The 24,683-nt window shown below is 73.4% G+C and carries 18 protein-coding genes; 8 read left to right on the forward strand and 10 right to left on the reverse strand.

What is annotated here, in order from left to right:
• Window positions 1-3 precede the first annotated feature (3 nt).
• From WME75_RS32845 to WME75_RS32880, 8 genes are all read right to left on the reverse strand, one after another.
• Window positions 4-1,296, reverse strand: coding sequence for an aspartate kinase (locus tag WME75_RS32845; protein ID WP_437479163.1), 1,293 nt, complete (start codon window positions 1,294-1,296; stop codon window positions 4-6).
• A gap of 107 nt (window positions 1,297-1,403) precedes the next feature.
• Window positions 1,404-3,962, reverse strand: a complete 2,559-nt coding sequence (locus WME75_RS32850; protein WP_437479164.1) for a tetratricopeptide repeat protein — start codon at window positions 3,960-3,962, stop codon at window positions 1,404-1,406.
• An 86-nt stretch (window positions 3,963-4,048) separates the two neighbouring features.
• Window positions 4,049-4,654 (reverse strand): MlaC/ttg2D family ABC transporter substrate-binding protein, encoded by a 606-nt coding sequence (locus WME75_RS32855; protein WP_437479165.1) that lies wholly within the window; start codon window positions 4,652-4,654, stop codon window positions 4,049-4,051.
• Window positions 4,655-4,884: 230 nt separating this feature from the next.
• Window positions 4,885-6,348 carry a sensor histidine kinase gene (locus WME75_RS32860; RefSeq protein WP_437479166.1) on the reverse strand — a complete coding sequence of 488 codons (1,464 nt, stop codon included), beginning with the start codon at window positions 6,346-6,348 and terminating at the stop codon, window positions 4,885-4,887.
• Window positions 6,348-7,565 (reverse strand): type II secretion system F family protein, encoded by a 1,218-nt coding sequence (locus WME75_RS32865; RefSeq protein ID WP_437479167.1) that lies wholly within the window; start codon window positions 7,563-7,565, stop codon window positions 6,348-6,350. The genes WME75_RS32860 and WME75_RS32865 overlap by 1 nt, the downstream gene beginning before the upstream one ends.
• A gap of 440 nt (window positions 7,566-8,005) precedes the next feature.
• On the reverse strand, window positions 8,006-8,767 hold the full coding sequence (locus tag WME75_RS32870) for a hypothetical protein (protein WP_437479168.1): 762 nt from the start codon (window positions 8,765-8,767) through the stop codon (window positions 8,006-8,008).
• Window positions 8,764-9,906, reverse strand: coding sequence for an AAA family ATPase (locus WME75_RS32875; protein ID WP_437479169.1), 1,143 nt, complete (start codon window positions 9,904-9,906; stop codon window positions 8,764-8,766). The genes WME75_RS32870 and WME75_RS32875 overlap by 4 nt, the downstream gene beginning before the upstream one ends.
• A 272-nt stretch (window positions 9,907-10,178) precedes the next feature.
• The gene (locus tag WME75_RS32880) at window positions 10,179-11,054 is read right to left on the reverse strand and encodes a protein-L-isoaspartate O-methyltransferase family protein (protein ID WP_437479170.1); all 876 of its coding nucleotides are present in this window, start codon (window positions 11,052-11,054) and stop codon (window positions 10,179-10,181) included.
• A 141-nt stretch (window positions 11,055-11,195) separates the two neighbouring features.
• Between WME75_RS32880 and WME75_RS32885 the strand changes: the two genes are divergently transcribed.
• The 3 genes from WME75_RS32885 to WME75_RS32895 all read left to right on the forward strand — a co-directional run bounded on the left by WME75_RS32885 (window position 11,196) and on the right by WME75_RS32895 (window position 14,969).
• Window positions 11,196-12,338 (forward strand): serine hydrolase domain-containing protein, encoded by a 1,143-nt coding sequence (locus tag WME75_RS32885; RefSeq protein WP_437479171.1) that lies wholly within the window; start codon window positions 11,196-11,198, stop codon window positions 12,336-12,338.
• 123 nt (window positions 12,339-12,461) lie between these two features.
• Entirely contained in the window at window positions 12,462-14,438 is a 1,977-nt protein-coding gene (locus WME75_RS32890; RefSeq protein WP_437479172.1) for an AarF/UbiB family protein, read from the forward strand.
• A gap of 9 nt (window positions 14,439-14,447) precedes the next feature.
• Window positions 14,448-14,969, forward strand: a complete 522-nt coding sequence (locus WME75_RS32895; RefSeq protein WP_437479173.1) for a hypothetical protein — start codon at window positions 14,448-14,450, stop codon at window positions 14,967-14,969.
• Between the two features lie 54 nt (window positions 14,970-15,023).
• Here the strand turns inward: WME75_RS32895 and WME75_RS32900 are convergent, their stop codons facing one another.
• Window positions 15,024-17,609 (reverse strand): protein kinase domain-containing protein, encoded by a 2,586-nt coding sequence (locus tag WME75_RS32900; protein ID WP_437479174.1) that lies wholly within the window; start codon window positions 17,607-17,609, stop codon window positions 15,024-15,026.
• A gap of 170 nt (window positions 17,610-17,779) precedes the next feature.
• On the opposite strand from WME75_RS32900, the gene WME75_RS32905 reads away from it, so the two are divergent.
• From WME75_RS32905 to WME75_RS32925, 5 genes are all read left to right on the forward strand, one after another.
• A complete protein-coding gene (locus WME75_RS32905; protein WP_437479175.1) occupies window positions 17,780-18,478 on the forward strand; it encodes a TIGR00266 family protein in 699 nt (232 codons plus the stop codon).
• Between the two features lie 24 nt (window positions 18,479-18,502).
• Window positions 18,503-19,171, forward strand: a complete 669-nt coding sequence (locus tag WME75_RS32910) for a TIGR00266 family protein (RefSeq protein WP_437479176.1) — start codon at window positions 18,503-18,505, stop codon at window positions 19,169-19,171.
• A 16-nt stretch (window positions 19,172-19,187) separates the two neighbouring features.
• Window positions 19,188-19,874 carry a TIGR00266 family protein gene (locus tag WME75_RS32915; RefSeq protein WP_437479177.1) on the forward strand — a complete coding sequence of 229 codons (687 nt, stop codon included), beginning with the start codon at window positions 19,188-19,190 and terminating at the stop codon, window positions 19,872-19,874.
• Between the two features lie 397 nt (window positions 19,875-20,271).
• Window positions 20,272-21,804, forward strand: a complete 1,533-nt coding sequence (locus WME75_RS32920; protein WP_437479178.1) for an FHA domain-containing protein — start codon at window positions 20,272-20,274, stop codon at window positions 21,802-21,804.
• Between the two features lie 49 nt (window positions 21,805-21,853).
• Window positions 21,854-23,401, forward strand: a complete 1,548-nt coding sequence (locus tag WME75_RS32925) for a GDSL-type esterase/lipase family protein (protein ID WP_437479179.1) — start codon at window positions 21,854-21,856, stop codon at window positions 23,399-23,401.
• A gap of 26 nt (window positions 23,402-23,427) precedes the next feature.
• Here the strand turns inward: WME75_RS32925 and WME75_RS32930 are convergent, their stop codons facing one another.
• Window positions 23,428-24,660 carry a flavin-dependent oxidoreductase gene (locus tag WME75_RS32930; protein ID WP_437494974.1) on the reverse strand — a complete coding sequence of 411 codons (1,233 nt, stop codon included), beginning with the start codon at window positions 24,658-24,660 and terminating at the stop codon, window positions 23,428-23,430.
• Window positions 24,661-24,683: the final 23 nt, after the last annotated feature.

Here is a 24,683-nt window from a genome sequence, read left to right on the forward strand (position 1 = left end):
GGCTCAGGCCTCGACGAACGACGCGTGGAGCAGGCGCTGCGCGGGCGCGGCGTCCGCGGCGTCGACGAGGGCGCCGAGGCGCAGGGGGCCGGCCACCGTGAGCCGGGAGGCGATGCCGGCGCGGCCGAGGACCTCGACGAAGCGGGCCAGCGGCTCCGCTGTCGCGGTGAGGCCGTCGCCGACGACGCTGACGGCCGAGAGGCCCTCGACGAGCTCGATCGACGGCAGCAGCGCGGCGAGCCTTCGCCTCGCGCCCTGCCAGTCGGGCACGTTGAGGAGCGGGAGCACGAACGCCCCGCCGCCGTGGCCGAAGGAGAGATCACGGAAGCCCAGCCCGAGCTCACCGGCCGCGCGGAGGAGCTCGTCGAGCCGGAGCCCGCCGTGAGCCCGCGCGAGGACGACGTTGCCCTCGGCGACGATCGCGCGCGCCGAGAGCGTCGAGGACGCCGAGCCCGGCGCGAAGCGGCGCACCACCGTCTCCCGCGCGCCGGGACCGGCGTCGAAGGTCGAGCGCGCAGTGAGGGCGACGCCGGAGCGCCGCGCCCACTCGACCGCCTGGGCGCAGACGACCTTCGCGCCGCACTCGGCCATCTCCTGGAGGACCGCGCAGTCGAGCTCGGGCAGGTGACGCGCGTCCGGGACGACCCGGGGGTCGGCCGAGTACACGCCGTCGACGTCGCTGTAGATCTCGCAGCGCTCGGCGCCCAGCGCCGCCGCGAGCGCCACCGCCGTGGTGTCGGAGCCGCCGCGGCCGAGCGTCGTGATCTCGCGGCGGTAGCTCATCCCCTGGTAGCCGGCGACGATCACGATGCGGCCACGCGCGAGCTCGTCCTCGATCCGGAACGGGCGGACCTCGATGATGCGGGCGTCGAAGTGGCGATCGTTCGTGAGGATGCCGGACTGGGAGCCCGTGAACGAGATCGCCTCGAAGCCCCGGGCCTGGATGGCGATCGAGAGGAGCGCCATCGAGACGCGCTCGCCCGTCGAGAGCAGCATGTCGAGCTCGCGCCGGGGAGGATCCGCGGCCGCGCCCGCGCTCGCCGCCTGCCGGGCGAGGGCGAGCAGGCCGTCGGTCGTCTTGCCCATCGCGCTGACCACGACCACGACGTCGTTGCCGGCGCGCTTCGCGGCGACGACGCGCTCGGCGACCTGGCCGATCCTGTCGACGTCGGCGACGGACGAGCCGCCGTACTTCTGCACGATGATCGGACGGCCGGGCTTCGCGGGCGAGGCGCCCGACGCGCACGGCGAGCCCTCCTGCTGGACGCGGTTCGGCGGCTGCTCGGGCTCGGCCATGCTGCACCTCCAGGCGCAGCGCGCGCTGCGCAGGAGATCCGGCTATCACGGGCGCGGAGCGCGGGCCAAGCGCGCGGCGGCGCCGGGCGAGCTCCGCGCTGACGCCGTCAGGTGAGCTCGCTGTGGAGCAGCATCTCGTAGAGCTCCGCCTCGGAGTCGCGCCCCTCGGCCCGCGCCCTCCTGGCGAGCCGCGCGAGCACGTCGCGCCGCCGCGGCGCGACCTCCAGACGGGCGGCCTCGTCCCCCTCCTCCAGGCGCGCGGAGAGCAGGGCCAGGAGATCGAGATCGCGGCCGAGCCGCTCCAGCACGTCGGCGAGCGCCATCGCCACGGCCTGGTCGGTGGGATCGGCGCGGACCCGATCCGCGAGCCGCTCGGCCAGGAGCTCGTCGTCGACGCCGAACGCGCGGGCCAGCGGCACCTGCCCCTCCGCGAGCGTGACGCTGTTCGGGACGGGCGCCATGTCGGTCGCGGTGTCGCTGCCGTCGAGCGTGGGCATCTCGTCGAGGAGCCCGGAGTCGCCCGGCGCGATCGGCGCGGCGACAGCCGGCGCCCGGGCGACACGGGCAGGCGCGATCGGCGGCGACGGAGGGGGCGCCGGGGCGATCACCACGGGCTCGGGCGGGAGCGTGCGCCGGCGCGGCACAGCGACGTGGACCTCGATCCGCTGCTCGGTCGCGCGGGGCCGCCGGGCCGGGCTCGACGGCGCCGCTGGCGGGGGCGCGATCGGCGGCGCCAGCTCGCCCGAGACGCGGCGGAAGGCGGCGGTGATGGCCGGGTCGCGCGGGCGGAGGCGCAGCGCGAGGCCGAGGTGGCGCTGCGCGGCGAGGAGATCCCCCCGGGAGCGCTCCTCGATCTCGGCGGCCTCGGCGAGCATGGCCGCGACGGCGGCGGGGCCGCCGTCGAGCAGCGAGCCCGCGGCGCGGGCGGCTCCGGTGTCGCCGGCGGCGCGGCCCTGCAACGCGAGCTCCACCGCGTCGCGCAGCCGCCCGAGCGCGACCGACGCTCCCCCGAGATCGCCGAGCTCGGCGCACCAGCGGCCCTCGAGCAGCCGCGCCTCCAGCGCCTCCGGCGCGCCGGGCGGGATGGCCCGCACGCGCGCGACCGCCGCGGGGAGATCCCCGGCGATCTCGGCGAGGCCGCGGCCGAGCTCCAGGTCGAGCGCGCCGGCGGGCGCCCCGCTGCGCGCGGCGAGCGCGCGCGCCCGGGCGAGCAGGTCGAGCGCGCGCCTCCCCTCCCCGGCCGCCCGCAGCGAGCGCCCGAGGCCCGCGACGACGTCGGGGCTCTCCGGGGCGTAACGGAGCGCCCGCTCGAAGAGCACCCGCGCGTCGGCCGCGTGGCCCCGCGCGAGGAAGGCCTCCGCGGCCCCGCGCGAGACGGCGTGGCGCGCCTCGGCCCCGCGCGCCGAGGCCTCGAGGTGCTCGGCGTCGGCGAGCGCGCCGCGCACGTCGGCGACGTCGAGCCGCGCCGCGAGCCGCGCCCAGCGCAGCGCCTCGATCCCGGGCGCGCGCGCGACGCCGAGGTTCAGCGCGTCGAGGCGCACGTCGAGGGCGTCCGCGAGCCGCGCCGCGCGCAGCCACGCGAGCGCGGCGAGCGGGCCGTACGGCTCCGCGTGCGCGGCGCGCGCGAGCGCCGAGAAGGCGCCGTCGCGATCGCCGACCGCCTCGAGGAGCGCGCCGCCGAGGAGGCCGGCGTCCACGGCGGGCATGGCGTCGACGACGGTCGAGAGCGCCCCCTCGGCGCGCTCGCCGATCACGAGGTCGATCCAGGCGAGGCGCGAGGAGATCTCGGGGTGCCGCGGGGCGCGCTCCAGCGCGGCGAGGTAGGCGCGGCGCGCGTCGTCGAGGCCGCCCGCGAGCGCGAGCTCGTCGGCGACGCCCGCGAGCTCGGCCACCTCGAGCGCCCGGAGCGCCCGGTCGCCCAGCGCCGGCGGCGCCGCGTCGAGCGCGCCCTCGGCGCGGAAGCGGCCCGCCTCCGCGACGACCGCCGTCCACTGCACCCCGGCCACGTCGGGCGCCCTCGCGCCGGCGGCGGGCAGGAGCAGGCGGACGATCCGCTCGACCGCGGCGTCCAGCACGATCGCGCCCTCGACGATGCGGCCGTGCGCGCCCGCCATCATCGAGAGCGCCTGGAGCGCGAGCGCGTGCGGCGGCGCCCCGAGGCCGACGCCGCGCGCGCGCTCCGGCAGGAGCCTGAGCGCGCGCTCACCGGGCGCGACGGCGACGTCGAACGCGAGCGCCGTCTCGCCCGACCGCAGCGCGACGAGCGCGCCCTCCTCGATGGGCGCGATGATCAGCTGCGGCGTGCCGTCGCCGAGGAAGCCGCGGAGCCGCGGCGCGGCCCAGCCGGCGAGCTCGGTCCCCTGCGCCTCGACGGCGAGCCGCGCGAGCTGGCCGCGCCGGTGCCGGAAGCGCGCGACCCCGCCGGAGAGGTCGACGGGAAACCGGATCCCGGCGAGCCGCACGACGAGCTCGGTGACGCGGAGCGGACCGAGCGCGAACGGCTCCCCGAGCTCGATCGCGAGCGCCCCCTTGCTGACGGCGAGCCGGAGGACGGGGCGGTCATCGGGCGGGCGCGGGGCCGCACCGCCGCCGGGCGCGAGCGCGCGGAGCGACGGCGCCAGGCCCAGCGCGCGCGCCGGCCGGCCGCGCCTCTGTCCAGCAGCCATACCCGCCAAGGGTATCAACCCTGCGGCGATCCAGGCGAGTTAGCGGCGATCACGCCGGACGAAGCGCGGCGTGACGGAACGGGCGCTCAGAGATCGCCCTTGGCGAGCTTGTCCTTCATTTTCTGGATGAGCGCGGGGAACCCATCCTTCTTGATGATCTTCGTGAACTGGGCGCGGTAGCTCCCCACCAGGCTGACGCCCTCGGTGACGATGTCCCGCACGAGCCAGGTGCCGCCCTTCTGGGAGAGCTTGAAGGCGATCTCGACCGGCTCCTCGCGCGCGTTCGTCCTGGAGACGGCCTTCGTCTTGACCGTCATGACGCCGCCGCTCTCGGTCTCGCCTGTGTACTCGATGTTGAAGCCGAGCGTCTTCTTCAGGTTGCGCTCGTAGGACCTGCGGACGAGCTGCTTGAGCAGATCGCTGAACTGCTTCTTCTCGGCGTCGGTCCGGGCCGCCCACTCGCTGCCGAGCGAGCTCTCCGCCAGCGCCGAGTAGTCGAGCATCTCGTCGAAGACCGAGCCGACCTGCTTCTGGCTCTCGCCCCCTCCCTTCTTCAGGAGGTCGAACAGGACCGTCTGCTTGGCCTTGACGACGTCCGTCGCCGGCCCGGCGTTCGCGAGGCCCACCGGGCCGAGCGTGAGCGCGAGCAGCGAGAACGCCGCCGCGAAGAGATGGGTCATCGTGCGTGTCACGTAGGGTTCTCCTTCTGTGCCTGCGGGCTGCGAGCGAGCCTCGCGTCGCTTGTACGGCGCGCCCTGGGGCCGCGCCCTCTACGTAGTACGAGGCAAGCGGCCTGCCACGTCGGACGAGGGCCACGGCGGCCCGGTGACGTCCTGTCCTGCTCTCCATGAACGCCGCGAAACGACACGGCAATCCGCCGGCGCTGGGCCGCGCTCCAGGGGCAGACGACGATCTCCGCCGGCTATTCACGCGCGGGGGCGGGCTCCGCGGCCACCTCCCGCTCCCCGGCCGCCGGCGGCCGGTCCGGGACCCGGACCCGGAACGCGGCGCCCTCGCCCTCGCGGCTGTCGACCTCGATGGCGAAGCCGTGATCGTCGAGGATCCGCTTCACCACGGCCAGGCCGATGCCCATGCCGTGCGTGCGGGTCGTGAAGAACGCATCGAAGAGGCTGTCGCGGGCGGCCGCGGGGATGCCTCGCCCCTGGTCGCGGATCTCCAGGAGCCAGGCGCTCGGGTCGCGCCAGAGGCGCACGGTCACGCCCGCCCCCGCCGAGCTCGCCTGGATCGCGTTCCGCACGAGGTTCCAGACGACCTGGCGCATCTGGGCGGCGTCGGCGATCACGGGGGCGGACGGCGGCCCCTCGAAGCGGACCTCGACGTCGCCGCCGCGGCCCGAGCGCGCGGCGAGCACGACGACGTCGCGGGCCGTCGCCGAGAGGTCCACGGCCTCGAGCGCCGGCACCCGCGGGCGCGACAGATCGAGCATGTCGCCCACGAGGTCGTTCAGGCGCGCCGTCTCGCGCTCGACGATCTCGCAGAGCTTCCGGTCCTCGTCGGAGAGCGTCCCGCCCGTGCGCAGGAGCTCGATCGATCCCGCGATCGAGCCGAGCGGGTTGCGGATCTCGTGGGCCAGCCCCGCGGCGAGGCGGCCCAGCGCCGCGAGCCGCTCGGCCTGCTCCGCTCGCGCCGTGGCCTGCACGAGCCGGCCGCCGGTCGCGCGCAGCCGCTCCGCCAGGTAGCTCGCGAGCAGCGTGACCACCACGATCGCGAGCAGGTTGACGAACATGGGGTACCGGAGCTCGTCCCACTGCGTCACGTACGCGCCGGAGGGCTGGTCCGGCGGTACGCCGAGCAGCTGCAGCCCGAGCGCGGCGCACAGCAGGAGGTACGCGGCCGCCCCCGACGCGGCGGCGACGATCGCGCCGGGGAGCCCGAGCAGGATCGCCCCGGTCAGGCAGGTGAGGCCGTAGAGCGACGTGGCGCCGCTCGTGGCCCCGCCGGTGATGTACACGAGCGCGGTCCAGGTGATCTGGTCGGTCACGAGCTGCGCCCTGGCGATCGCGCGGAGGGCGCGCTTCATGCGCAGGAACACCGCGTAGATCCCCGAGACGCCGTACGCCGCGGCGACCGTCACGAGCGCGACGATGCTGGAGAAGCCCCCGGGGGTGAAGCCGCGGAGGTACACCGCCGCGGTCACGACGAGGAAGACCGTGAGCACCGCGAGGCGCAGCGCGATGAGCCAGGTGAGCCGGCTCGCGAGCGGCGTCTCGGCGCCGCCGGGAGCGCCGGACGGGAGCGGCGTCGCGACCGGCGAGCCGCGGGCGTCGGGCGAGCCGCGGGCGTCGATCGACGGCCCGGCCTCGATCCGGTCTCGCCGCGCGAGGGCCTCGCCGCCCGGGCTCGCCGGCGAGGCCGAGGGCGGCATCACTCCGCCTTGATCTTGCCGGCGAGATCGAAGATCGGCAGGTACATCGAGATGAGCACGACGCCGACCATGCCGCCGACGATGACCATGAGGAGCGGCTCGAGCAGCGACGTCAGCGCGGAGACGGCGACGTCGACCTCCTCCTCGTAGAAGTCGGCGATCTTGTTCAGCATCGTGTCGAGCGCGCCGGTCTGCTCGCCGACCGCGACCATCTGCACGACCATGCCGGGGAAGACCTGCATCTCGCCGAGCGGCTCGGCCATGTTCTTCCCCTCCGAGATCTTCTGGCGCGAGTACATGAGGCCCTCCTCGACGACGACGTTGCCGGCCGTCTTCGCGACGATGTCGAGCGCGTCGAGGATCGGCACGCCGGAGCCGAGCAGCGTGCCGAGCGTGCGCGAGAACCGCGCCACGGCGATCTTCTGCATGACCGGGCCGAGGATCGGGAGCCGGAGCACGAGGCGGTGCACCATCCGCTTGCCGGCCGGCGAGCGGTAGAAGTAGGTGGCGCCGACGACCCCGGCCACGGTCAGCACGACGATGAGCGGGAGGTAGGTGACGAACCCCTTCGAGGTCGCGATGACGATCTTCGTGAGCTGCGGGAGCGCGTCCTTCGCCCCGAACTCGGCGAACATCGTCTCGAAGGACGGGATGACGAACGACATCAGCACGACCATGACGACGATCATGATCAGGATGACGGCGATCGGATACGCGAGCGCGCCGCGCACCTGGCGCGCGAGCTTGACGCGCTTCTCGATGTAGATCGCGAGCCGGTTCAGGATGCTGTCGAGGATGCCGCCCACCTCGCCGGCCTGGACGAGGTTGACGAACAGGTCGTCGAAGATCTTGGGGTGGCGCCGGAGCGCGTCGCTGAACGTGGCGCCCTGCTCGACCGTGTTCTTGATGTCCCGCAGCGCCGCCTGGAAGACCTTGTTCGGCTCCTGGTTCGACAGGATCTCGAGGCACTGGACCAGCGGGAGGCCGGCGTCGATCATCGTCGCGAACTGGCGGATGAACTTGACGAGGTCCTTGGCCTCGACCCCCGAGCCGAGGCTCAGGTTGAAGCTGAACCGCGCCCCCTTCTTCTTGACCCGGGTCGGGCTCAGCTGCTGAGCGCGCAGCCGGTTCTGCACCGCCGCCTCGTTCTCGGCCTCCATCGTGCCCTTCCGGATCTCTCCGGAGCGGCCGCGCGCCTCCCAAACGAACTCCGCCATAGTGCTTCCGGTCTTCTCCCTGGTCCACGGCGGTCCGAGCCGACGCGCCGGGGCGGTCCCGCCTCCGGGAACGCCAGGATAAAGTTCCGGGCGGTCCAGGGTCAAAGACGGTGGGGCGTTCTCTGATCCGGCACGGCGCTCGGTGCGCCCCGACGTGAGCGGATGGCACACATCGTAGCAGTTCGCGCCTGAAAGGTGTGCCACCAGGACGCGGAAGCGCGTCGTCTGGACAGGGGGATGGGCCATCTGGACATCGAGGTGGGCCATCTGGACATCGAGGTGGGCCATCTGGACATCGAGGTGGGCCATCTGGACATCGAGGTGGGCCATCTGGACAACACAGCCCTCAATGCGACCAGGGAGGGCGACGGCCCCGTGGTCGAGACATCGCAGCACCGGGTCGGAAGCCCGACGATCGCCACGAGGTCAAGGGCGACGCCTCAGCCGCGCTGCACGACCGGCACGAGACGCTCCTGCACCTCGCGCACGAAGCGTGCGAGGCCGCACGCCACGCCGTTGGCTTCGAGGCGCTCGACGGGAACGTCGGCCCAGCGCGCGTCCGCACCTCGCCCCGCGCTCGTCAGCACCGTGAGGACCCGCTTCGCGTCCTTGCGATCCGCGGGGTTCTTCGAGGTGAGCCGCTCCGGCTTCGCGCAGGGGTCGAAGTGGAGCTCGCCGCGGAGGGCGGCGAGCCGCTCACGCTCCGAGTCGTCCTCGGGGATCCACGCTGCGATCAGCCAGGCTTCGATCTCGGGCTGCGCAAGGGCGCCGATGACGGCTTCGAACGGCCAGCTCCCGGCCGCTACCGCCTGCGCAAAGCCCTCGGCGCGCTCCGCTCTGCCGTCCAGATCGCGCGCGATCACCACGGCTACAGGGGGCTCGGCCTCCTCTGCGAAGAGCAGGAGCGCGGCTCGGTGCATCCGCGCATCGGCCTCCCCCGGATCCCCCGCGAAGCTGCCGTAGATGCGGAGCCCGCGCTCGCGGGCGAGATCCGAGGCGCGGTGGAGGTCGAGCCAGCCTGAGCCCTCCACGCCTCGCCAAATCCGGCACGCTGAAAGAGGATCAGCCGTCGATCCCTGGCACGCCTCGAAGGTCTCTCTTACCCACCCGATCCCGTCGATGAGCATGCGATCCACGAGCTGCTCGAGGATCCGTGTATCACCGGCGCCCTCGGCAGCGATCCCGATGCCAACAGCGCTCACTCTCGTCCCTCGCTCACCCATCCCTCGCCGACGAGGCTCCACAGCTCCCCCGGCCGGAGATATCCGCCGCGCTTTTGCGATGTCGGGTGCTCGTCGAGCCGGCGCAGGGCCGAGCCCCCTTCACGGCCGCGGCTCATCACGAGGACCTCGTCCATACGCAGCTCGTCCAGGAGGAACGGCGAGTGGCTCGTCGCCACGATCTGCAGGTGAGGCGTCGCGTCGAGCACGCCACGGAGGTGCGCGACGAGCCTGCGCTGCGCAACGGGGTGCAGCGCCTTGTCCAGATCGTCGAGCAGGACGAGGCGCGGCGCGTCGAAGCGCACGACCGTGATGAGGCCGAGGGCGAGCAGCGTCCCCTCGGAGAGCTGACCGGCCGGCACCCACCCCAGCCCTTCCCACTCGATCTCGAAGCGGGCGCCGGTGACCTCGCGCGACTGATCGGCCCAGAAGTCCTGGCCACCGACGGAGATCCGTTGCTTCTCCCGGCGCCGGACGCGGGCGGGGAGCGCGCGGATACGCCGCGCGCCGGGGACGATGGTCGCCAGATCCCGTTCGATCGCTTCCAGGGTTCCGTCACGTAGCCCCTGCAGGTATTGCAACACGGAAGCCAGACCCTCACCGTCGTGTCCGACGCCTGGGATCTCCTCTTCAGAGTAGTGCTCCGCGGCGAGCGTCTCGGCGTGCAGCTTGAGCCGGACGACCGATCCGAGCTTCGCCTCGCGGGGACCTCGAAAGAAGAGCCGTTCTTCCTCCTGGTCGTCGCAGGGCAGAGAGAGCTCCGTCTGCTGCCCTTCCTTGCCGAACCACAGGTGCAACCACTCAGGTTCCGGCTCCTCCTTCGCGGCCCCTGCGCGAAGACCGAACCGCCTGCCGTCCGCCAGGACGGTCTCCAGCTCGAGCTCGGTGGCGTCCGGCTTCGCGACAAGGTCTTCCACCGCGCGTCTGCCCAAGAAGAGCGAGCCCGGACGGGTGCTCGCGGACCCGAGCTTCGCGGAGGCAAGCTGGAGCAGGTAGTGCATCCCCTCCAGCACGGTGCTCTTGCCCACGGCGTTCGGGCCGACCAGCACGTTGAGCCGACCGAGGGGCAGCCTCACGTCTCGAAGCAGCTTGAAATTCTTGAAATTTGCTTCCGCGAGCATCGCCGCTTCCCTTACTCCGCGATCAGCGCCGGGTACAGGAGCCCCCGTCTCCCTCTCCACCGCCACGGACCCCGGCGCCGGCCGAAGCGAAGCGAGTTCCACCTACCAGGAGTCCGGCCAGGGATCCGGAGAGAGATTTCAACGCAAAGGCGCAAAGGCGCAATAAGAACAAATCTCGTTCATTTTTGCGACTTTGCGTTCTTGGCGACTTTGCGTTGAAATCTCTCTCCGCTCGCGAGGCAGATTCCTGGCAGGATTTCTGACCCGCGAAGCTAGGGCTGCCCGCGCTCCGCCACGTAGCGGACCGCGCCGTGCACCTCGCGGAGGAGCGCGCCCTGCCGGCGCTCGACGCGCATGAGCTCCTGGTGGCCCTCCCACGCGCCGACCGGCGCGACAAGGACGCCGCCGTCGGCCAGCCGCTCCTCGAGCGCGGCCGGCGGCTCGGTCAGCGCGTAGGTCACCGCGACCTTCCACGGGCGCTCCGAGGGCGGCGTCCGGCCGCACGCGAGCGCCCGCTCGGCGAGCGAGCGCCCGTCGCCGCACAGCAGCGCGACGCTCGCGCCCTCGTCGGAAGGGCCGGCGCTGCTGCTCGCGAGCGCCTCGTCGTCGCCCCGGCGATCCGGCCGCGCGCCGAGGAGCCGCGCCGCGCGCGCGTGCAGGGCAGGATCGATCTCGATCGAGGTGACGTGCCCGGTCGGGCCCAGGATGCGCCGCGCGAGCGCCGCCCCGTAGCCGGTGCCCGTGCCCAGCTCGAGCACATGATCGCCCGGCACGAGGCCGAGCAGGCTGTACGTGAGCAGGTACGCGTGCGGCGCGCTCACGGTCGCGTGCCCGGCACGGTCGAGCGGCAACGGCGTGTCGTCCGCAGAGGCCGCCACGTCCTCCGGCAGGACGAAGCGCTCGCGCGGCACGAGCAGGATCGCGTCGAGGTAGCGCGCAGGGAACTCGAAGCGGCGCGCGAGCTCGGTCACGAGCGGCGCTCGCGCGACGCGCCCGGCCTCGGCGAGCTCGACGTCCTGCGCGATGGCGGCGTCGAGCGGCTCGGGGACCTGTGCCCAGCGATCGGGGCGGCGATCGTCGTACCTCGCCGCGAGCGCAACAAGCGGCGCAACGGCGGCGCGGGAGTCGATGCTCGGGGGAGAAGCCACGGCGAGATCCTGAAGCAGGACCGACCGCACCGCTCGATATTTCGGGGACCTGCCGGGGATCGTTCCGCGTTTCTCCGGGCCCATCCGGCCCACCGCCAGAGCTCGTTTGACAAGGGCGCACGAGCCTCTTCATCCTCGGCCATGGCCCTCGCCGATCTCACGCCGATCGCCGCGATCGCGATCGAAGAGCACCGCGCCGCGCCCTGCGCCTGCGTCGCCGCCGCGGTGCGCACGCGAAACGATGTCCGGTACGGATCCGGCGCCGCAGGACGGCTGTGGTTCGAGGACAGCCCGCCGGCCGGCGCGCGCGGCGCGACGCCGCCGGCAGCGACGGGCGACGCGATCTTCGATCTCGCGTCGGTGACGAAGCCGTTCACCGCGCTCGCGTTCGCCCGGCTCGTTCGCGCCGGCAGGATGAGGCTCGACGAGCCGCTCGGGGAGGTGCTCCCCGAGCTCGCGGGCACGCGATCGGCGCGCGTGCCGCTCGAGCTCCTCGCCGCGCACCGGGCCGGGCTCGAGGCGCACCGCCCGCTCCACCCGCCCGGCGACAGCGCGCCGATCGATCCGCTCCAGGCGCTGCTCGCCTGCGCGGACGAGCGCCGCGCGGCGTGCGCGGGCGATCCTCCCGACGGCGGGTTCCCGCCGGTGTACAGCGACCTCGGCTACCTGCTCCTCGGCGCCGCGGTCGCGCGGCGCGGCGAGGCCGAGCTCGACGAGATCGTCGCGCGCGAGGTGACAGGCCCCCTCGGGCTCGCGGTCGCGTCGCCGAGCCGGCTCCGGCGCCACGATCCGCGGTTCGACGAGCGCGTCGTCCCCACCGAGGACGTGGGGTTCCGCGGGGGAGTGATCCGCGGCGCGGTGCACGACGACAACGCCTGGACGATCGCGCGCGACGGGATGGCCGGGCACGCGGGCCTCTTCGGCGACGCGATGTCCGTGGCGAGGCTCGGGGTCGCGCTGCTCGAGGCGCTCGCGGGCGAGCGGCCAGAGTGGCTCTCGCGCGACGAGGTCCGGCGGCTGATCGAGCCGCGCCCGGGCGGGTCGCTGCGCGCCGGGTTCGACGGCAAGAGCGGCGAGAGGCCGAGCGCCGGCGCCCGCTTCGGCCCGCGGACCTTCGGCCACCTCGGCTTCACCGGGACGAGCCTCTGGATCGACCCGGACGCCGAGCTCGTCGGCGTGCTGCTCACGAACCGCGTCCACCCGACGCGCGCATCCGACGCGATCCGACGCGCGCGACCCGCCGTCTACGATGCGATCGCGGAGGCCATGGCGCGCGCGCGATGACGCGAGGAGGCGATGGCGCGCGCGATGACGCGAAGAGACGCGAGGAGACGCGAGGAGGCGATGGCGCGCCGCATCGAGCCCGCGTTTTCGCGGGCTGACGCCGAGCGATGCTAGGCTGCCGCGGTGTCACACGGCGCCGCCTCCGAACCGCTGGGCCCGTCCTCCGGGTCGCTCCGCTCGCCCGCCGAGCCCGCGCGCGCGCCCGGCGAGCTGCGCCCCGGCGCGGTGGAGCTCGAGCCCGACAGCGCGCCGAGGCCGCTCGGCAGCGCCGACAGCGCGCCGAGGCCGCTCGACGACGCGGACGCTACGTTGCCGTCCAGCGGCGCAGTCAGAGCGCCGAGGCCGCCCGACAGCGCGCCGAGGCCGCCCGACAGCTCAGGCGCTGCTCCGCCGCCCGCGGCGCTCCATCCGTCGCAGCGCCCCGAAGCGCAGCCCCGCTCGCTCCGGCAGAACGCCGCGCAGAGCGGCCGCTTCATCCGCGCCTACCTGACGACGTTCACCGTCATCGCGAGCTACCTCTGGTTCTTCTTCCTGCGCCGCCTCTTCGGCGACGCGTGGGCGCAGAGCCGCGTGGACGAGGTCCACGCGAGCAACGCTCGGCGCATCGAGCGCACGATCGTCGAGCTCCAGGGCCTCTTCATCAAGGTCGGCCAGATGCTCAGCATCATGGCGAACTTCCTCCCCACGACGCTGCGCGCGGGGCTCGAGGGGCTGCAGGACCAGGTGCCGCCGCGGCCCTACGAGGAGATCGAGCAGCGCATCGCCGAGGAGCTCGGGCGCCCCATCGACAAGGTCTTCGCCCGCTTCCACAAGGAGCCGCTCGCGAGCGCCTCGCTCGGCCAGGTGCACGAGGCGTGGCTCATGGACGGCACGCGCGTCGCCGTGAAGGTGCAGCACCGCGACATCGACGAGATCGTCCGCCTCGACCTGCTCACCATCCGCCGCATCATGGCGATCGTCGCGAAGTTCGTCCCCGTGCAGGGGCTCGACGCCTACTACCACCAGATCCGCTCGATGATCCTGGAGGAGCTCGACTTCGTGCGCGAGGCCAGGAACATCGTGCGCATCGCCGACAACTTCGCGAAGCAACCGCAGGTCCAGTTCCCCAGGCCGATCGAGCCCTACTGCACGCGGCGCGTGATGACGACGACGTTCGTCGAGGGCATCAAGGTGGGCGACGTCGCGGCGCTCGACGCGCACGGCATCGACCGCAAGGCGCTCGCCCGGCACATCGTGCAGGTCTTCTGCCAGCAGATCTTCATCGACGGCGTCTACCACGCGGATCCGCACCCGGGGAACATGCTGGTCGGGCCGCGCGGGGAGCTCATCCTGCTCGACTTCGGCGCGGTCGCCGAGCTCTCCCAGGAGATGCGCGAGGGCATCCCCGAGTTCCTCGAGGCCGTGATCCGCCGCGACACCGAGGGGATCATCAAGGCGCTGCGCAAGATGCGCTTCTTCTCGCGGCGCGACGCCGTCGACATCAGCGAGAAGGTCGTCGAGTTCTTCCACCAGCGCTTCCAGGACGAGGTGAAGCTCGAGTCGTTCAACCTGAAGGACATCAAGCTCGATCCGCAGAAGGGCATCGAGAGCCTGATCGACCTCAGGCGCATGAACATCGGCCTGAAGGAGCTCTCCGCCGCGTTCCACGTGCCGCGCGACTTCGTGCTGCTCGAGCGCACCCTCCTCCTGCTCACCGGGGTCTGCACGCAGCTCGATCCCGACCTCAACCCCATGGATGTCGTGCGCCCGTACCTGCAGGACTTCGTCCTCGGCAGCCGCGACTGGGCCCAGATCGCCCTCGAGGCGGCGAAGGACATGGGGATCAAGGCGCTGACGATCCCGGACGACCTGCGCAAGTACCTCACGCGCGCCAACCGCGGCGAGGCCGAGGTGAAGGTCCGGGGCCTCGCCCAGGCCGCGTCGCTGGTCTATACGGGGGTGCGCCAGCTCGTCTACGCGGCGCTCGCGATCGCCGCGGGCTTCGCGGGGCTTCAGCTCTACCTGGCTGGCCACGCGGCGCTCGCGCGCTATTGCCTCTACGGCGCCGCGGCGGCCGGGGCGCTGCTCGCTGGGAGCATCCTGTTCACGAACCGAGGTTGACGACACGCCATGAGCTCGATCGATCTGTCGCAGTACGAGGCCGAGGTCGCGGCCGCCGAGGCCGAGGTCACGCGGATCAGGGCGGCGAACGCGGAGCTCGCCGAGGAGCACCGCGGCGATCGGGCGCACGGCGCGCACGAGATCCTGCGCCGCGGCGCGGCGTCGCTCGCCGCCGCGCGGGACCGCCTGGAGATGGCGCGCGTGGCGCTGAAGCTCGCGGAGACGACCGGCTCGCCGCACGGGCTGCTCGCGCGCGAGGGGTTCGTCCTGGGCTCGGTGGCCATCGCCATCCCCGCCGGCACGACGAGCGGCGCGCGGGTCCGGCTCATCGAGGAGGCGCTGGCGGCCGAGCTCACGGGCGCGGCGCGCGACGTCGGGGTGGTGCTCGCCGCCCCGGCGGAGCGCTACACGCGGGAGCGACCCGGGCGCGACGCGGAGGGGCGCACCGTCCTCGACGTCTGCGGGCACGTGGAGGGCGACGTGCTGATGCCCGCCATCTCCAGGAACGCCAAGAACGCGCGCAGGAGCTGAGCGCCGCGCGCCCCGTCGTCGCGGCGCTCAGGCCTTGAACGCGGCGATGGGCGCTCAGGCCTTGAACGCGGCGATGACCGCCGCGGCGCGCTCCTCGACCCGCGCGCGGAGCGGGGCGAAGCGCGCGTCGGCCCGCGCGCGGTCGAGCACCGCGCAGCGCTGCATCCAGAGGGCGTCGAAGAGCCCCGCCTCCACCGCGCTCGCGAGCGTGCGGAAGAGCGCGTCGTCCTCGCCGAGGAAGGCGAGGATCTCGGCGTACATCTGGAGGAAGAGCGGGCGCAGGCGGCTGCCCGGCTCGGAGCCGTCCGCCGTCGAGCGCAGGAACGCCCGCTGCTCGTCCGACAGCCGCGACGTCGCGAGCACGTCGCGGTAGAGGCGCGCGTACTGGACGGGGACGTTCTCCATCCCGTGCGGCAGCTCGTCGATGACGAACGGAGCGCGGTGCCACAGCCCGAACCGAGCGCGCATGATCGCCTTGTGAAAGCGGCTCGACGGGTCCTCGGCCGGCAGATCGAGCAGCGCGCCGGCGGCGGCCCAGTCGCCCAGCAGCGCGCGGCCGCGCGCGAGCTCCCAGCGCGGGAACAGCTCGCCCGGGTCGAGCGACAGCGCGGTCTCGAGCCGGAAGACCGCCTCGTTGACGAGCCCCGCCTCGAGGAGGATGCGGCCGAGCAGCTCGTGCGCCTTGGCCAGGCTCGGCGCGCACTGGAGCGCCTTGCGCAGCGCCGGCACGGCGCCGACGGGGTCGGTCGCGCTGAAGCGGACCGTCGCGAGCGCCACCCACGGCTCGCCGAGCGAGGGGGCCTGCGCGATCGCGCGCTCGGCGGCCTGCTGCGCCTTCGCGAGCTGCGCCCTGCCGTCGCCCCGCGCGGCCATCAGCCGCGCCGAGGCGACGGCGTAGCCGGACAGGATGTTCGGGTCGTTCGGCGAGAAGGACAGCGCCTCCTCGAAGAGCGCCACGGCCGGCGCGGCGTCGCCGTACCAGAGGTGCCGCAGCTGGTGGCGCGCGCGCAGGTACAGGTCGATCGCGCGCGGGTCGCTCGGCGCCTCGCGGTCGCGGCTGGCCGCGTCGACGGTGAGCGCCCCGGCGATGGCGCTCGCCGCCTCGTCGCTCACCTCGAGCAGCGCCTCGGGCGCGCTGTCGAACCGCTTCGCCCAGAGCTGGAACCCGTCCTCGACGCTGATGACGCGCGCGGTCACGCGCACGCCGGGCGCGAGGCGCGGCCCCGGCCGCGAGTGCGGCGCCGCAGGCTGCGAGCGCGGCCCGTCGAGCCCGTGGCCGGCGCCGCCGGTGCGGCGGATCGATCCCTCGACGACGACCTGCACGCCGAGCTCGCGGCCGATGTCCCGCGGGTCGCGGTTGTCGAGCCGCACCCGGGACACCGCGGCGTGCGGCCGCACCTTGAGGCCCGCGGTCATCGAGAGGGTGTCGGTGAGCTCCTCGGTGAAGCCGTCGGCGAGGTAGTCGTCGTCCGGGGCGCCGCCGTTGCGGAACGGGAGCACGGCGACGGTCTTCAGCGCCGGCGAGGACGCGGACGAGGGCGCCGGCGCGGGCGTGAGCACAGGCGCCGAGAGCGCGGGCGACACGAGCCGCGGCTGCGGCGCGGTGATCGCCTCGGCCGACGCGGCGACCCGGGTCGGGCTCTGCTCGACGGGCTGCGGCGCGGTCGGCGCGGCCGTGGCCGACGACGCGGCGATGACCGAGACGAGCGACTGCGCCGGCTGCGGGGCGATCGACACCCGCGAGCGCGCGAGCAGCAGCGAGCGGTGGGCCTCGGCCGCGCTGGCGTAGCGGTCCTCGCGCCGGATCGCCATGCACCTCAGGACGACGTCCGCGACGACGAGGGGCACGTCCGGACGGACGGAGCGCGGGTCGGGCGGCGGGGACCGCAGCCGGGACATGGCGGCGGCGATCGCGCCGGCGCCCGGCCACGCGCGGCGGTGGGTCAGGCACTCGAAGAGGATCATGCCGAGCGCGTAGATGTCGGTGCGCGCGTCGATGTCGGGCTCGCCCGTCAGCTGCTCCGGCGACATGTACGCGGGGGAGCCGAGCACGAAGCCCGCCGACTCGCCGGCGCTCGGCCCGGACGAGGTGCGGGCGATGCCGAAGTCGGTGATGACGACCCGCCCGCCCCTGTCGAGGAGCACGTTCTCGGGCTTGAGGTCGCGGTGCACGATGCCCGCCGCGTGCGCGGCGCCGAGCCCATCGCAGAGCGAGCAGCCGATGCCGATGGCCTGCTGCGCCGGCATCGGGCCGGTCCGCGCGAGGACGCTGTGCAGCGACTCGCCCTCGACGCACTCCATCGTGAGGAACTTCTCGCCCTCGTGGTCGCCGAAGTCGAACGTCCGCGCGACGTTCCGGTGCGTCACGCGCCGCGCGAGCTTCACCTCCTGCCGGAAGCGCTCGATCATCCCGGCCGAGCTCGCCAGATCGCGCCGCAGCATCTTGAGGGCGACCACCTCGTCGAGCTCCACGTCGCGGACGCGGTAGACGCTGCCCATGCCGCCGGTGCCGAGCAGGCCGAGGATCTCGTAGCGCCCGGCGATGCGCTGGGGCGCGGCGACGAAGCCGGAGCTCTGGCTCTCGCTGCGCGGCTCCGCGCGGGACGTCGGCTCGGAGGCCGTAAGTCGCCTGTCGCTCACGCGCTCAGTCTACCCACGGCGAAGGGTAGAAGTCAGCGCGAGCGAGCGGCTGGACAGAAAACATGAAATACGCCGCATCCCGCTCACCTCGACACACCTTCTTCCCGCTTCCTTCCCGCTTCCGCTTCCGGCGTGGGTCCGTTATATGTACGTGCCCCGCGGGTGGACGAATGCAGCATCGCACCAAGCATGAGCCGTCGTCCTCGCTGCTGGAGGTCACCCTCGATCCGGGCGAGGCGCTGCTCGCGGAGGCGGGCGCGATGGTCGCGCGCTCGCCGAGCCTGCGGACGGTGGTCCGGCTCAACGCGGGCCGCGGGGCCGGGCTCCTCGGGCGGCTCAAGGCCTTCGTCATCGCGCTGCTCCGGAAGCTCTCGGGCGGCGAGACGTTCTTCGTGAACCACATCGAGGCGCCCGAGGGCGGCGGGTGGGTGTGGCTCGCCCCGCCGCTCAGCGGCCGCGTGAGGCACGTCCCCCTCCAGGGGGAGACGATGCTCTTCAGCGCGGGCTCGTACCTCGCGAGCGCGGGCGACATCGACGTGAGGGTGCGCTGGGGTGGGCTGCGCGCCGTGCTCGCGCGCGAGGGCGTGTTCTTCATCGAGGCCTCCGGTGTCGGCGATCTCTGGATCACGAGCTACGGCGCGATCGAGGAGCTCGTCTGCGACGGGTCGCTCCTCGTGGACGGCGGGCACCTCGTCGGGTTCGACGCGTCCCTCGCGCTCGAGCTCAGGAGCCCCGGCGGCGGGCTGATGGGCCTCATGGTCTCGGGCGAAGGCGTCGTGTGCGAGTTCACCGGCCGCGGCCGCGTGCTGATCCAGTCGCGCAGCGCCGACGCGCTCGTGGGCTGGCTCGCGCCGCTGCTCCCGCCCTGAGCGGGCGACGGAGACCGACGTCCGATGCAGGTGAATCTCCTCTACCGTCCCTCCCAGGCCCTCGCGCAGTGCTGGCTCGCGCCGGGCGAGCGCGTGATCGCCGAGAGCGGCGCGCTCGTGGGCATGTCGACCCACGTGCGGATGGAGACGCAGGCGGGCGGCATCATGTCGGGCCTGAAGCGGATGCTGGCCGGAGAGTCGCTCTACCGGAACGCGTTCGCCGCGGAGGGCGGCGGCGGAGAGGTGCTGTTGGCGACGCCGCTCTCCGGGGACATGACGGTGCTCGAGGTGGGCGACAGGCAATGGTGCGTCCAGAGCAGCGCCTATGTCGCGTCGAGCCCCGAGGTCGAGGTGAAGACGCGCTCGGGCGGCCTGCGCGGCTTCTTCTCGGGAGCGGGGCTCTTCGCCCTCGAGACGGCGGGGCGAGGTCAGATGATCATCGGCGCCTTCGGCGCGCTCGAGGAGCTCCCGGTGAGAGGCCACGTCGTCGTCGACACGGGCCACCTCGCAGCGTGGGAGTCGACGCTCTCCTGCCGGATCGGCAAGAGCACGCCGACGTGGCTCGGCACGTGGCTCTCGGGCGAGGGCCTCGTCTGCCACGTCGAGGGGCACGGCAGCCTGTGGGTCCAGTCGCGCAACGCCGGCAGGTACGGCGCGGCGATCGGCGCGCGGCTCGCCCCGCGGCAACCCTAGAGATCCAGGGGACGGCGTGCGCGACGAGATCCGAGACAACCCCGAGTTCGGCGTCCTCCACGTGACCTTCGAGCACGCCGGCGAGCAGATCATCGCCGAGAGCGGCGCGATGGTGGCGCGCGACGCGGCCATCGACATGAAGACGAGCGTGCAAGGGGGGCTCGCCAGCGCGGTCAAGCGCAGGCTGACGGCGGGAGAGAGCCTCTTCCAGAACACCTTCACCGCGACGGCGCCCATGCAGTCGATGCGGCTCGCGCCGGCGCCCGAGGGGTCGATCGAGCGCATCGTCCTGCGCTCGGGGATGGAGGTCTTCCTCCAGTCGGGCGCCTATCTCGCCTCCTCGCCCGGCATCACGCTCGACGCGAAGTGGCAGGGGGCCAAGGGCTTCTTCGCCGGCGGCCTGTCGCTGCTCCGGGCCTACGGCGAGGGCCTGATCTGGTTCTCGAGCTACGGCGGTATCCACGCGATCGACGTCGGCCGCCAGCACGAGGGATATCTCTGCGACAACACACACCTGCTCGCGTTCACCGAGGGCCTGCGGTATCAGGTGCGCAAGCTGGCCGGCCTGAAGGGCCTGTTCCTGTCCGGCGAGGGGCTCGTCTGCGAGTTCCAGGGGCACGGGCGGCTCTGGCTGCAGACCCGGAACCCGGGGGCGCTCTCGGCGTTCCTCCACCCGTTCCGGCCCGTGGGAGGCAGCCATTAGCCCGCTGCGCATCACGGAGGCCGCGGACCCGGGGCGGATGGCCGGCGGATCGCCAGACGGCCGCGATCTTCCGCTGCGGCTGCGCGCGGCCCCGGCGCCGCCGCGTCCCGCCGGCGGGCTGCGGGCGGCTCGCCGCGCGGGGACGCGCGCCCCGGCGGCCGCGCCGGCAGGCTGGCCCGCCCGGTGCTTGCCCGGCGCTGGCTGGCCGGCGGCCGGTGGGACGTTGCGGTCCGGGCCGCCCGCCATGGGGTGGTGCGCCGTCGTTGCCTTCCCGGAGGCGGACTCGCTAAAGTAGGCGGGCCTCGCTGAGGAGGCTCGCACGGCGAGCGGTGGATGCCACGGATCGACAGGCGCTCGCGGAGCGAGCCTGGCTTCGCCTGAATGCCCCGAACCCGCTATGTGGAAGCTGACGATCGAGGATGACGAGGGGAAACAGACGGGGCTCCCCCTCGCCCATGAGGAGTATGCGCTCGGGCGCGGAGAGTCGAACTCGATCCGGCTGACCGACCGCAACGTCTCGCGGCAGCACGCGTCGCTGGCCAAGAACGGCCAGGGCTGGGTCATCCGCGATCTCGACAGCTACAACGGCACGTACGTCAACGGCGGGCGGGTCACCGGCGAGCAGCACCTGCGCCACGGCGACCTCGTGCAGCTCGGCGACTACCGCATCGAGATCGTCGATGAGGCGCTCTCGTCCGCGGTGACGAGCCCGACGCCGCCGCCCGGCAGCCGCAGCACGGCGCACCTGCCGCTCCACACCCGCCCCAACCGGCTCGTCATGGTCGTCGGCCCGACCCCCGGCGCCGAGTTCCCGCTCGACGGCGAGCGGTTCACGATCGGGCGCTCCGAGGACGCGACGATCTCGATCAACCACAGCTCGGTGAGCCGCCTGCACGCCGAGCTCATCAGCCTGGGCAACGGCCGCTACGAGGTCGTCGACAAGCAGAGCGCGAACGGCGTGCGCATCAACGGCGTCGAGCTGAAGCGCGGCCTGCTCGAGGCGGGCGACGCGCTCGAGCTCGGCGACGTGCGGCTCCGCTTCGTCGCCGCCGGCAAGATCTTTCGCGCCGGGCCGGACGGCGCTTCCGGCTCGACGGCCGCGCCGGGGTCGTACGGGAGCGTGGCCGCTGCGACGCCGTCGTCCCGTTCGCTCGGCGGGACGAGCAAGGCGATGGGGATCCTCCTTGCGGTCGTCGTGATCCTCATCCTCGCCGTGGTCGCGGTCACCCGCGCCCGCTCGCAGGGGCCGGAGGCGCTCGAGCCGGAGGCGCGGCCCGCGGCGCCGGAGCTCGGGGGGAACGACGCGCAGATCCTCGACGCGGCGCAGGAGCACTTCCGCGCGGGGAACATCGACGCCGCGCACCGGAAGCTGCAGGAGATCGCCGAGACGGCGCCGGTCCGGGAGACGCAGCGCTTCCGGGAGATCGAGGAGCGCTGGGCGGAGGGGATGTTCCAGCAGGTCGAGCGGGCCGGGACGAAGGACGAGAAGCTCACGCTGCTCAACGAGATCGCGAAGACGACGAGCGTCCCGACGGCGCTCCGCGCGCGGGTGGCCGAGATGCGGCGGCAGGTCGACCCCGAAGCGCCGCCCGAGCCGGAGCCCGCGCCGCAGCAGAGCAGCCCGCAGACGACGTCCTGGTCCCCGCAGCACACGCCCTCGCCCGCGCCCGCGCCGCCGGCCTCGACGCCCAGGGTCGCCGACGCGGGCGCCCCGCAGGCGAGCTCTTCCCTCGACTCGACCGCGTACCCGGCGCAGCGAAAGGCGCTCGAGCCGAGGGTCTGGGGCGGGCGCGCGTCGGCCAGCGAGATCAAGCTGCTGCGCGCGATCTGCATCCACCAGGGCGACATGAGCTGCCGCGACAGGGCGTCCGCGGCCCTGGACAAGCTGGAGAAGCGCCCGCCTCCTCCCGATCGGGATGCGTCCCCCTGAGCGGGGCGTGTCGCCGCAGAGCGCCTCCCTCTCCCGTCCGCGCGCGTCGATGACCTCCACGAGCAGCACAAGCGCCCACGAGCCGGCCGTCCATGACATGCCTCCGCCCGGCGGGCGCGACGCTCCTCCAGCGGGCGGCGCGCCGGTGGGTTCGCCGCGCAATGGGCTCGTCTCGTCGGCGGCCGGGGCGCTGGCGACGCTCGCGCTGCTCGTGCTGTTGCCCTACGCGCACCCGGGCCTGTCGCGGCTGCGGCTGCTCACGCCGCTGCCCGAGGGCGAGGGGCTCGTCGTGGTCCCGGCGCCGGCGCCCGTGGCATCGATCGGGGAGACGACGCTCGTCACGGAGACCACCGAGCAGGCCGAGCTGCGCCAGCCCGAGGAGGTCGCGCTGCCGGCCGCCGCCGCAGAGCTCTTGCCGGCCGCGGTCGCCTCCGAGGGGAAGCCGCCGCGCCCGATCGAGGACCCGAGCGGCAAGGCGATGACGCCGTTCTTCCGCGCGCTCGCCGCCGTGGAGCGCAAGGCGCCGGGCTCGATCGCGCGCATCACCTACTTCGGCGACTCCATCGTGGCGAGCGACTTCGTGACGTCGACGCTGCGGCGCAAGCTGCAGAAGCGCTTCGGCGACGCGGGCCACGGGTTCATGCTGATGGCCAACGCATGGCCTGGATATTTCCACAACGACGTTGTTCGCCTCGCGGTCCCCGGCTGGCAGGTGAGCCGCGTCGTGGGCCCCTTCGCCAAGGACGGGCTCTACGGGCTCGGGGGCGTGTCGTTCCGCTCGCAGGGCGCGGGGGTGTTCTCGCGCTTCGCCACCGCGGAGACCGGGACCTACGGGCGCGCGGTCTCGCGGTTCGCCGTCGATTACCTGAAGCACCCCGAGGGGGGGCGGATGGAGATCAAGATCGACGGCGAGAGCCGGGAGATGATCGACACCCGGGCCGCCGAGGCCGGCTCGGCGATCGCGACCTACGAGGTGCCCGACGGGCCGCACGGGATCGAGGTGCGGGCGCACGGCCCGGGGGTGCGCGCGTTCGGCGTCTGGATGGAGCGGGACGAGCCGGGGGTGGTGCTCGACGCGATCGGCATCCAGGGCTGCCGCATCCGCTTCCTCGACAAGAGCGACGACGCGCACTTCGCCGAGCAGCTGCGCGCGCGGAGCCCGTCCTTGACGGTGTTCCACTACGGCATGAACGAGAGCGAGGACGGCGAGCTGTTCCCGCTCGATCAGGTCGAGTCGACGATGAAGGCGGTGCTCGAGCAGGTGACGGCGGCGCTGCCCGGGTCGTCGTGCATGCTGGTGGGCCCGATGGACCGCGCCGACAAGAAGGGCGAGGTCTACAGGAGCCGCCCGGTGATCCCGAAGCTCGCGGCGATCCAGCGCCGGGTGGCCGCGCAGGTCGGCTGCGGCTACTTCGACACGTTCGGCGCGATGGGGGGCTCCGGGTCGATGGGGGTCTGGGTCCAGCGGGGGCTCGGCGGCGCCGATCTCGCGCACCCGTCGGGCGCGGGGGCCGAGGTCATCGGCCGCTGGCTGTACCTGGCCTTGATGGAGGCCTACGAGGCCTGGAAGGTGAGCGCGGCCGCGGGCCGGCCCTGACGCGGGTTCGGTACGTCGGAGATCCGTCAGCGCACGAGGGGCTCCGAGGCGCCCTTCAGGCCGGTCAGCACCCTGTAGCGGGCGGCGATGGCCTCCAGCTCGCCGGGGGCGAAGACGTCCTCGATACGGTCGAAGCCGTCGGGCGCGCGCTCGTAGGCGATCTGCAGGGCCTGCTCCGGACCGTTGCGGCGATTGGCGGCGACGATGGCGGCGGTGGGGGGCAGGCGCTCGGCCTCGTAGGCGGCCAGCGCTTCCACCGGATCGGCATGGGCGGCGAGCGCGCCGACCAGGGCGCGGGCGTCCAGGATGGCCTGGCTCGCCCCGTTGGAGCCGTTCGGATACATGGGATGGGCGGCGTCGCCCAGCAGCGTCATGCGCCCATGGCTCCAGCGCGGCAGGGGATCGCGGTCGACAAGCGGGAACTCGTAGATCGCCTCGGCGCTCCGGATCAGGCCGGGCACATCCAGCCAGCCGAAGCGCCAGGCCTCGAACCTGGGCAGGAAGTCGGCGGGGTCGCCCAGCCGGTTCCAGTCCTCCCGTCGCAGGTTCCTGGCGACCGCGAGATCGGCGGCCCAGTTGATCCTCTGGCGGCCGTCCGGCTCCGGTGGGGAAATGGGATACGCGACGAACTTCTGGTCCTGATGCCCGGCAATGATCATGCTGGCGCCGGTGAGGAAGGGCGCCGCCAGGCTGGTCGCCCGCCACAGCATGCGACCGCCGTAGATCGGCGGCCCCTCGTCCGGATAGAGGCCGGCGCGCGCCGCCGAGTGGATGCCGTCGGCGCAGATCAGGAGGTCGGCGGGAACCTTCCACGCCGCGCCCGCGCGATCGAGGAAGAGCGCCTCGATGCGGCCTTCGCCCTCTTCATGATGGCCCGAGAGGCGCCGATCGCAGATCACCCGGTCAGGGCCCAGCCGCTCGACGGCGGCGTCGAACAGCACGCCCTGCAGGACGCCGCGGTGCAGGGAGATCTGCGGCGCGGCATGCCCGGCGAAGCGGCCGCGCGGCTCGCCCCAGATGCGCTGACCGAAGCGGTTGAAATAGACAAGCTCGCGGGTCGCCACCCCGTGGGCCAACAGGGCCTCGAGCAGGCCCAGCTCGCCCAGCACCTCCACGGCGTGGGGCAGGAGGTTGATACCGACCCCGAGCGGCAGGATGCTGGACGCCGCCTCGAACACCGTCACCTCATGACCCGAGGCGTGCAGCGCCAGAGCCGCGGCCAGGCCGCCGATCCCGGCGCCCGCAACGATCACTTGCATAAGTCCTCCCGTGGATACGCGGC

It is taken from the genome of Sorangium sp. So ce1014, from assembly GCF_051521505.1.
Lineage (GTDB): Bacteria > Myxococcota_A > Polyangia > Polyangiales > Polyangiaceae > Sorangium.

Coding starts and splice junctions, on each gene's coding strand:
- WME75_RS32845 (WP_437479163.1), bottom strand. CDS start 1,296: ATGGCCGAGCCCGAGCAGCCGCCGAACCGCGTCCAGCAGGAGGGCTCG.
- WME75_RS32850 (WP_437479164.1), bottom strand. CDS start 3,962: ATGGCTGCTGGACAGAGGCGCGGCCGGCCGGCGCGCGCGCTGGGCCTG.
- WME75_RS32860 (WP_437479166.1), bottom strand. CDS start 6,348: ATGCCGCCCTCGGCCTCGCCGGCGAGCCCGGGCGGCGAGGCCCTCGCG.
- WME75_RS32865 (WP_437479167.1), bottom strand. CDS start 7,565: ATGGCGGAGTTCGTTTGGGAGGCGCGCGGCCGCTCCGGAGAGATCCGG.
- WME75_RS32875 (WP_437479169.1), bottom strand. CDS start 9,906: ATGCTCGCGGAAGCAAATTTCAAGAATTTCAAGCTGCTTCGAGACGTG.
- WME75_RS32885 (WP_437479171.1), top strand. CDS start 11,196: ATGGCCCTCGCCGATCTCACGCCGATCGCCGCGATCGCGATCGAAGAG.
- WME75_RS32895 (WP_437479173.1), top strand. CDS start 14,448: ATGAGCTCGATCGATCTGTCGCAGTACGAGGCCGAGGTCGCGGCCGCC.
- WME75_RS32905 (WP_437479175.1), top strand. CDS start 17,780: ATGCAGCATCGCACCAAGCATGAGCCGTCGTCCTCGCTGCTGGAGGTC.
- WME75_RS32910 (WP_437479176.1), top strand. CDS start 18,503: ATGCAGGTGAATCTCCTCTACCGTCCCTCCCAGGCCCTCGCGCAGTGC.
- WME75_RS32920 (WP_437479178.1), top strand. CDS start 20,272: ATGTGGAAGCTGACGATCGAGGATGACGAGGGGAAACAGACGGGGCTC.
- WME75_RS32925 (WP_437479179.1), top strand. CDS start 21,854: ATGACCTCCACGAGCAGCACAAGCGCCCACGAGCCGGCCGTCCATGAC.
- WME75_RS32930 (WP_437494974.1), bottom strand. CDS start 24,660: ATGCAAGTGATCGTTGCGGGCGCCGGGATCGGCGGCCTGGCCGCGGCT.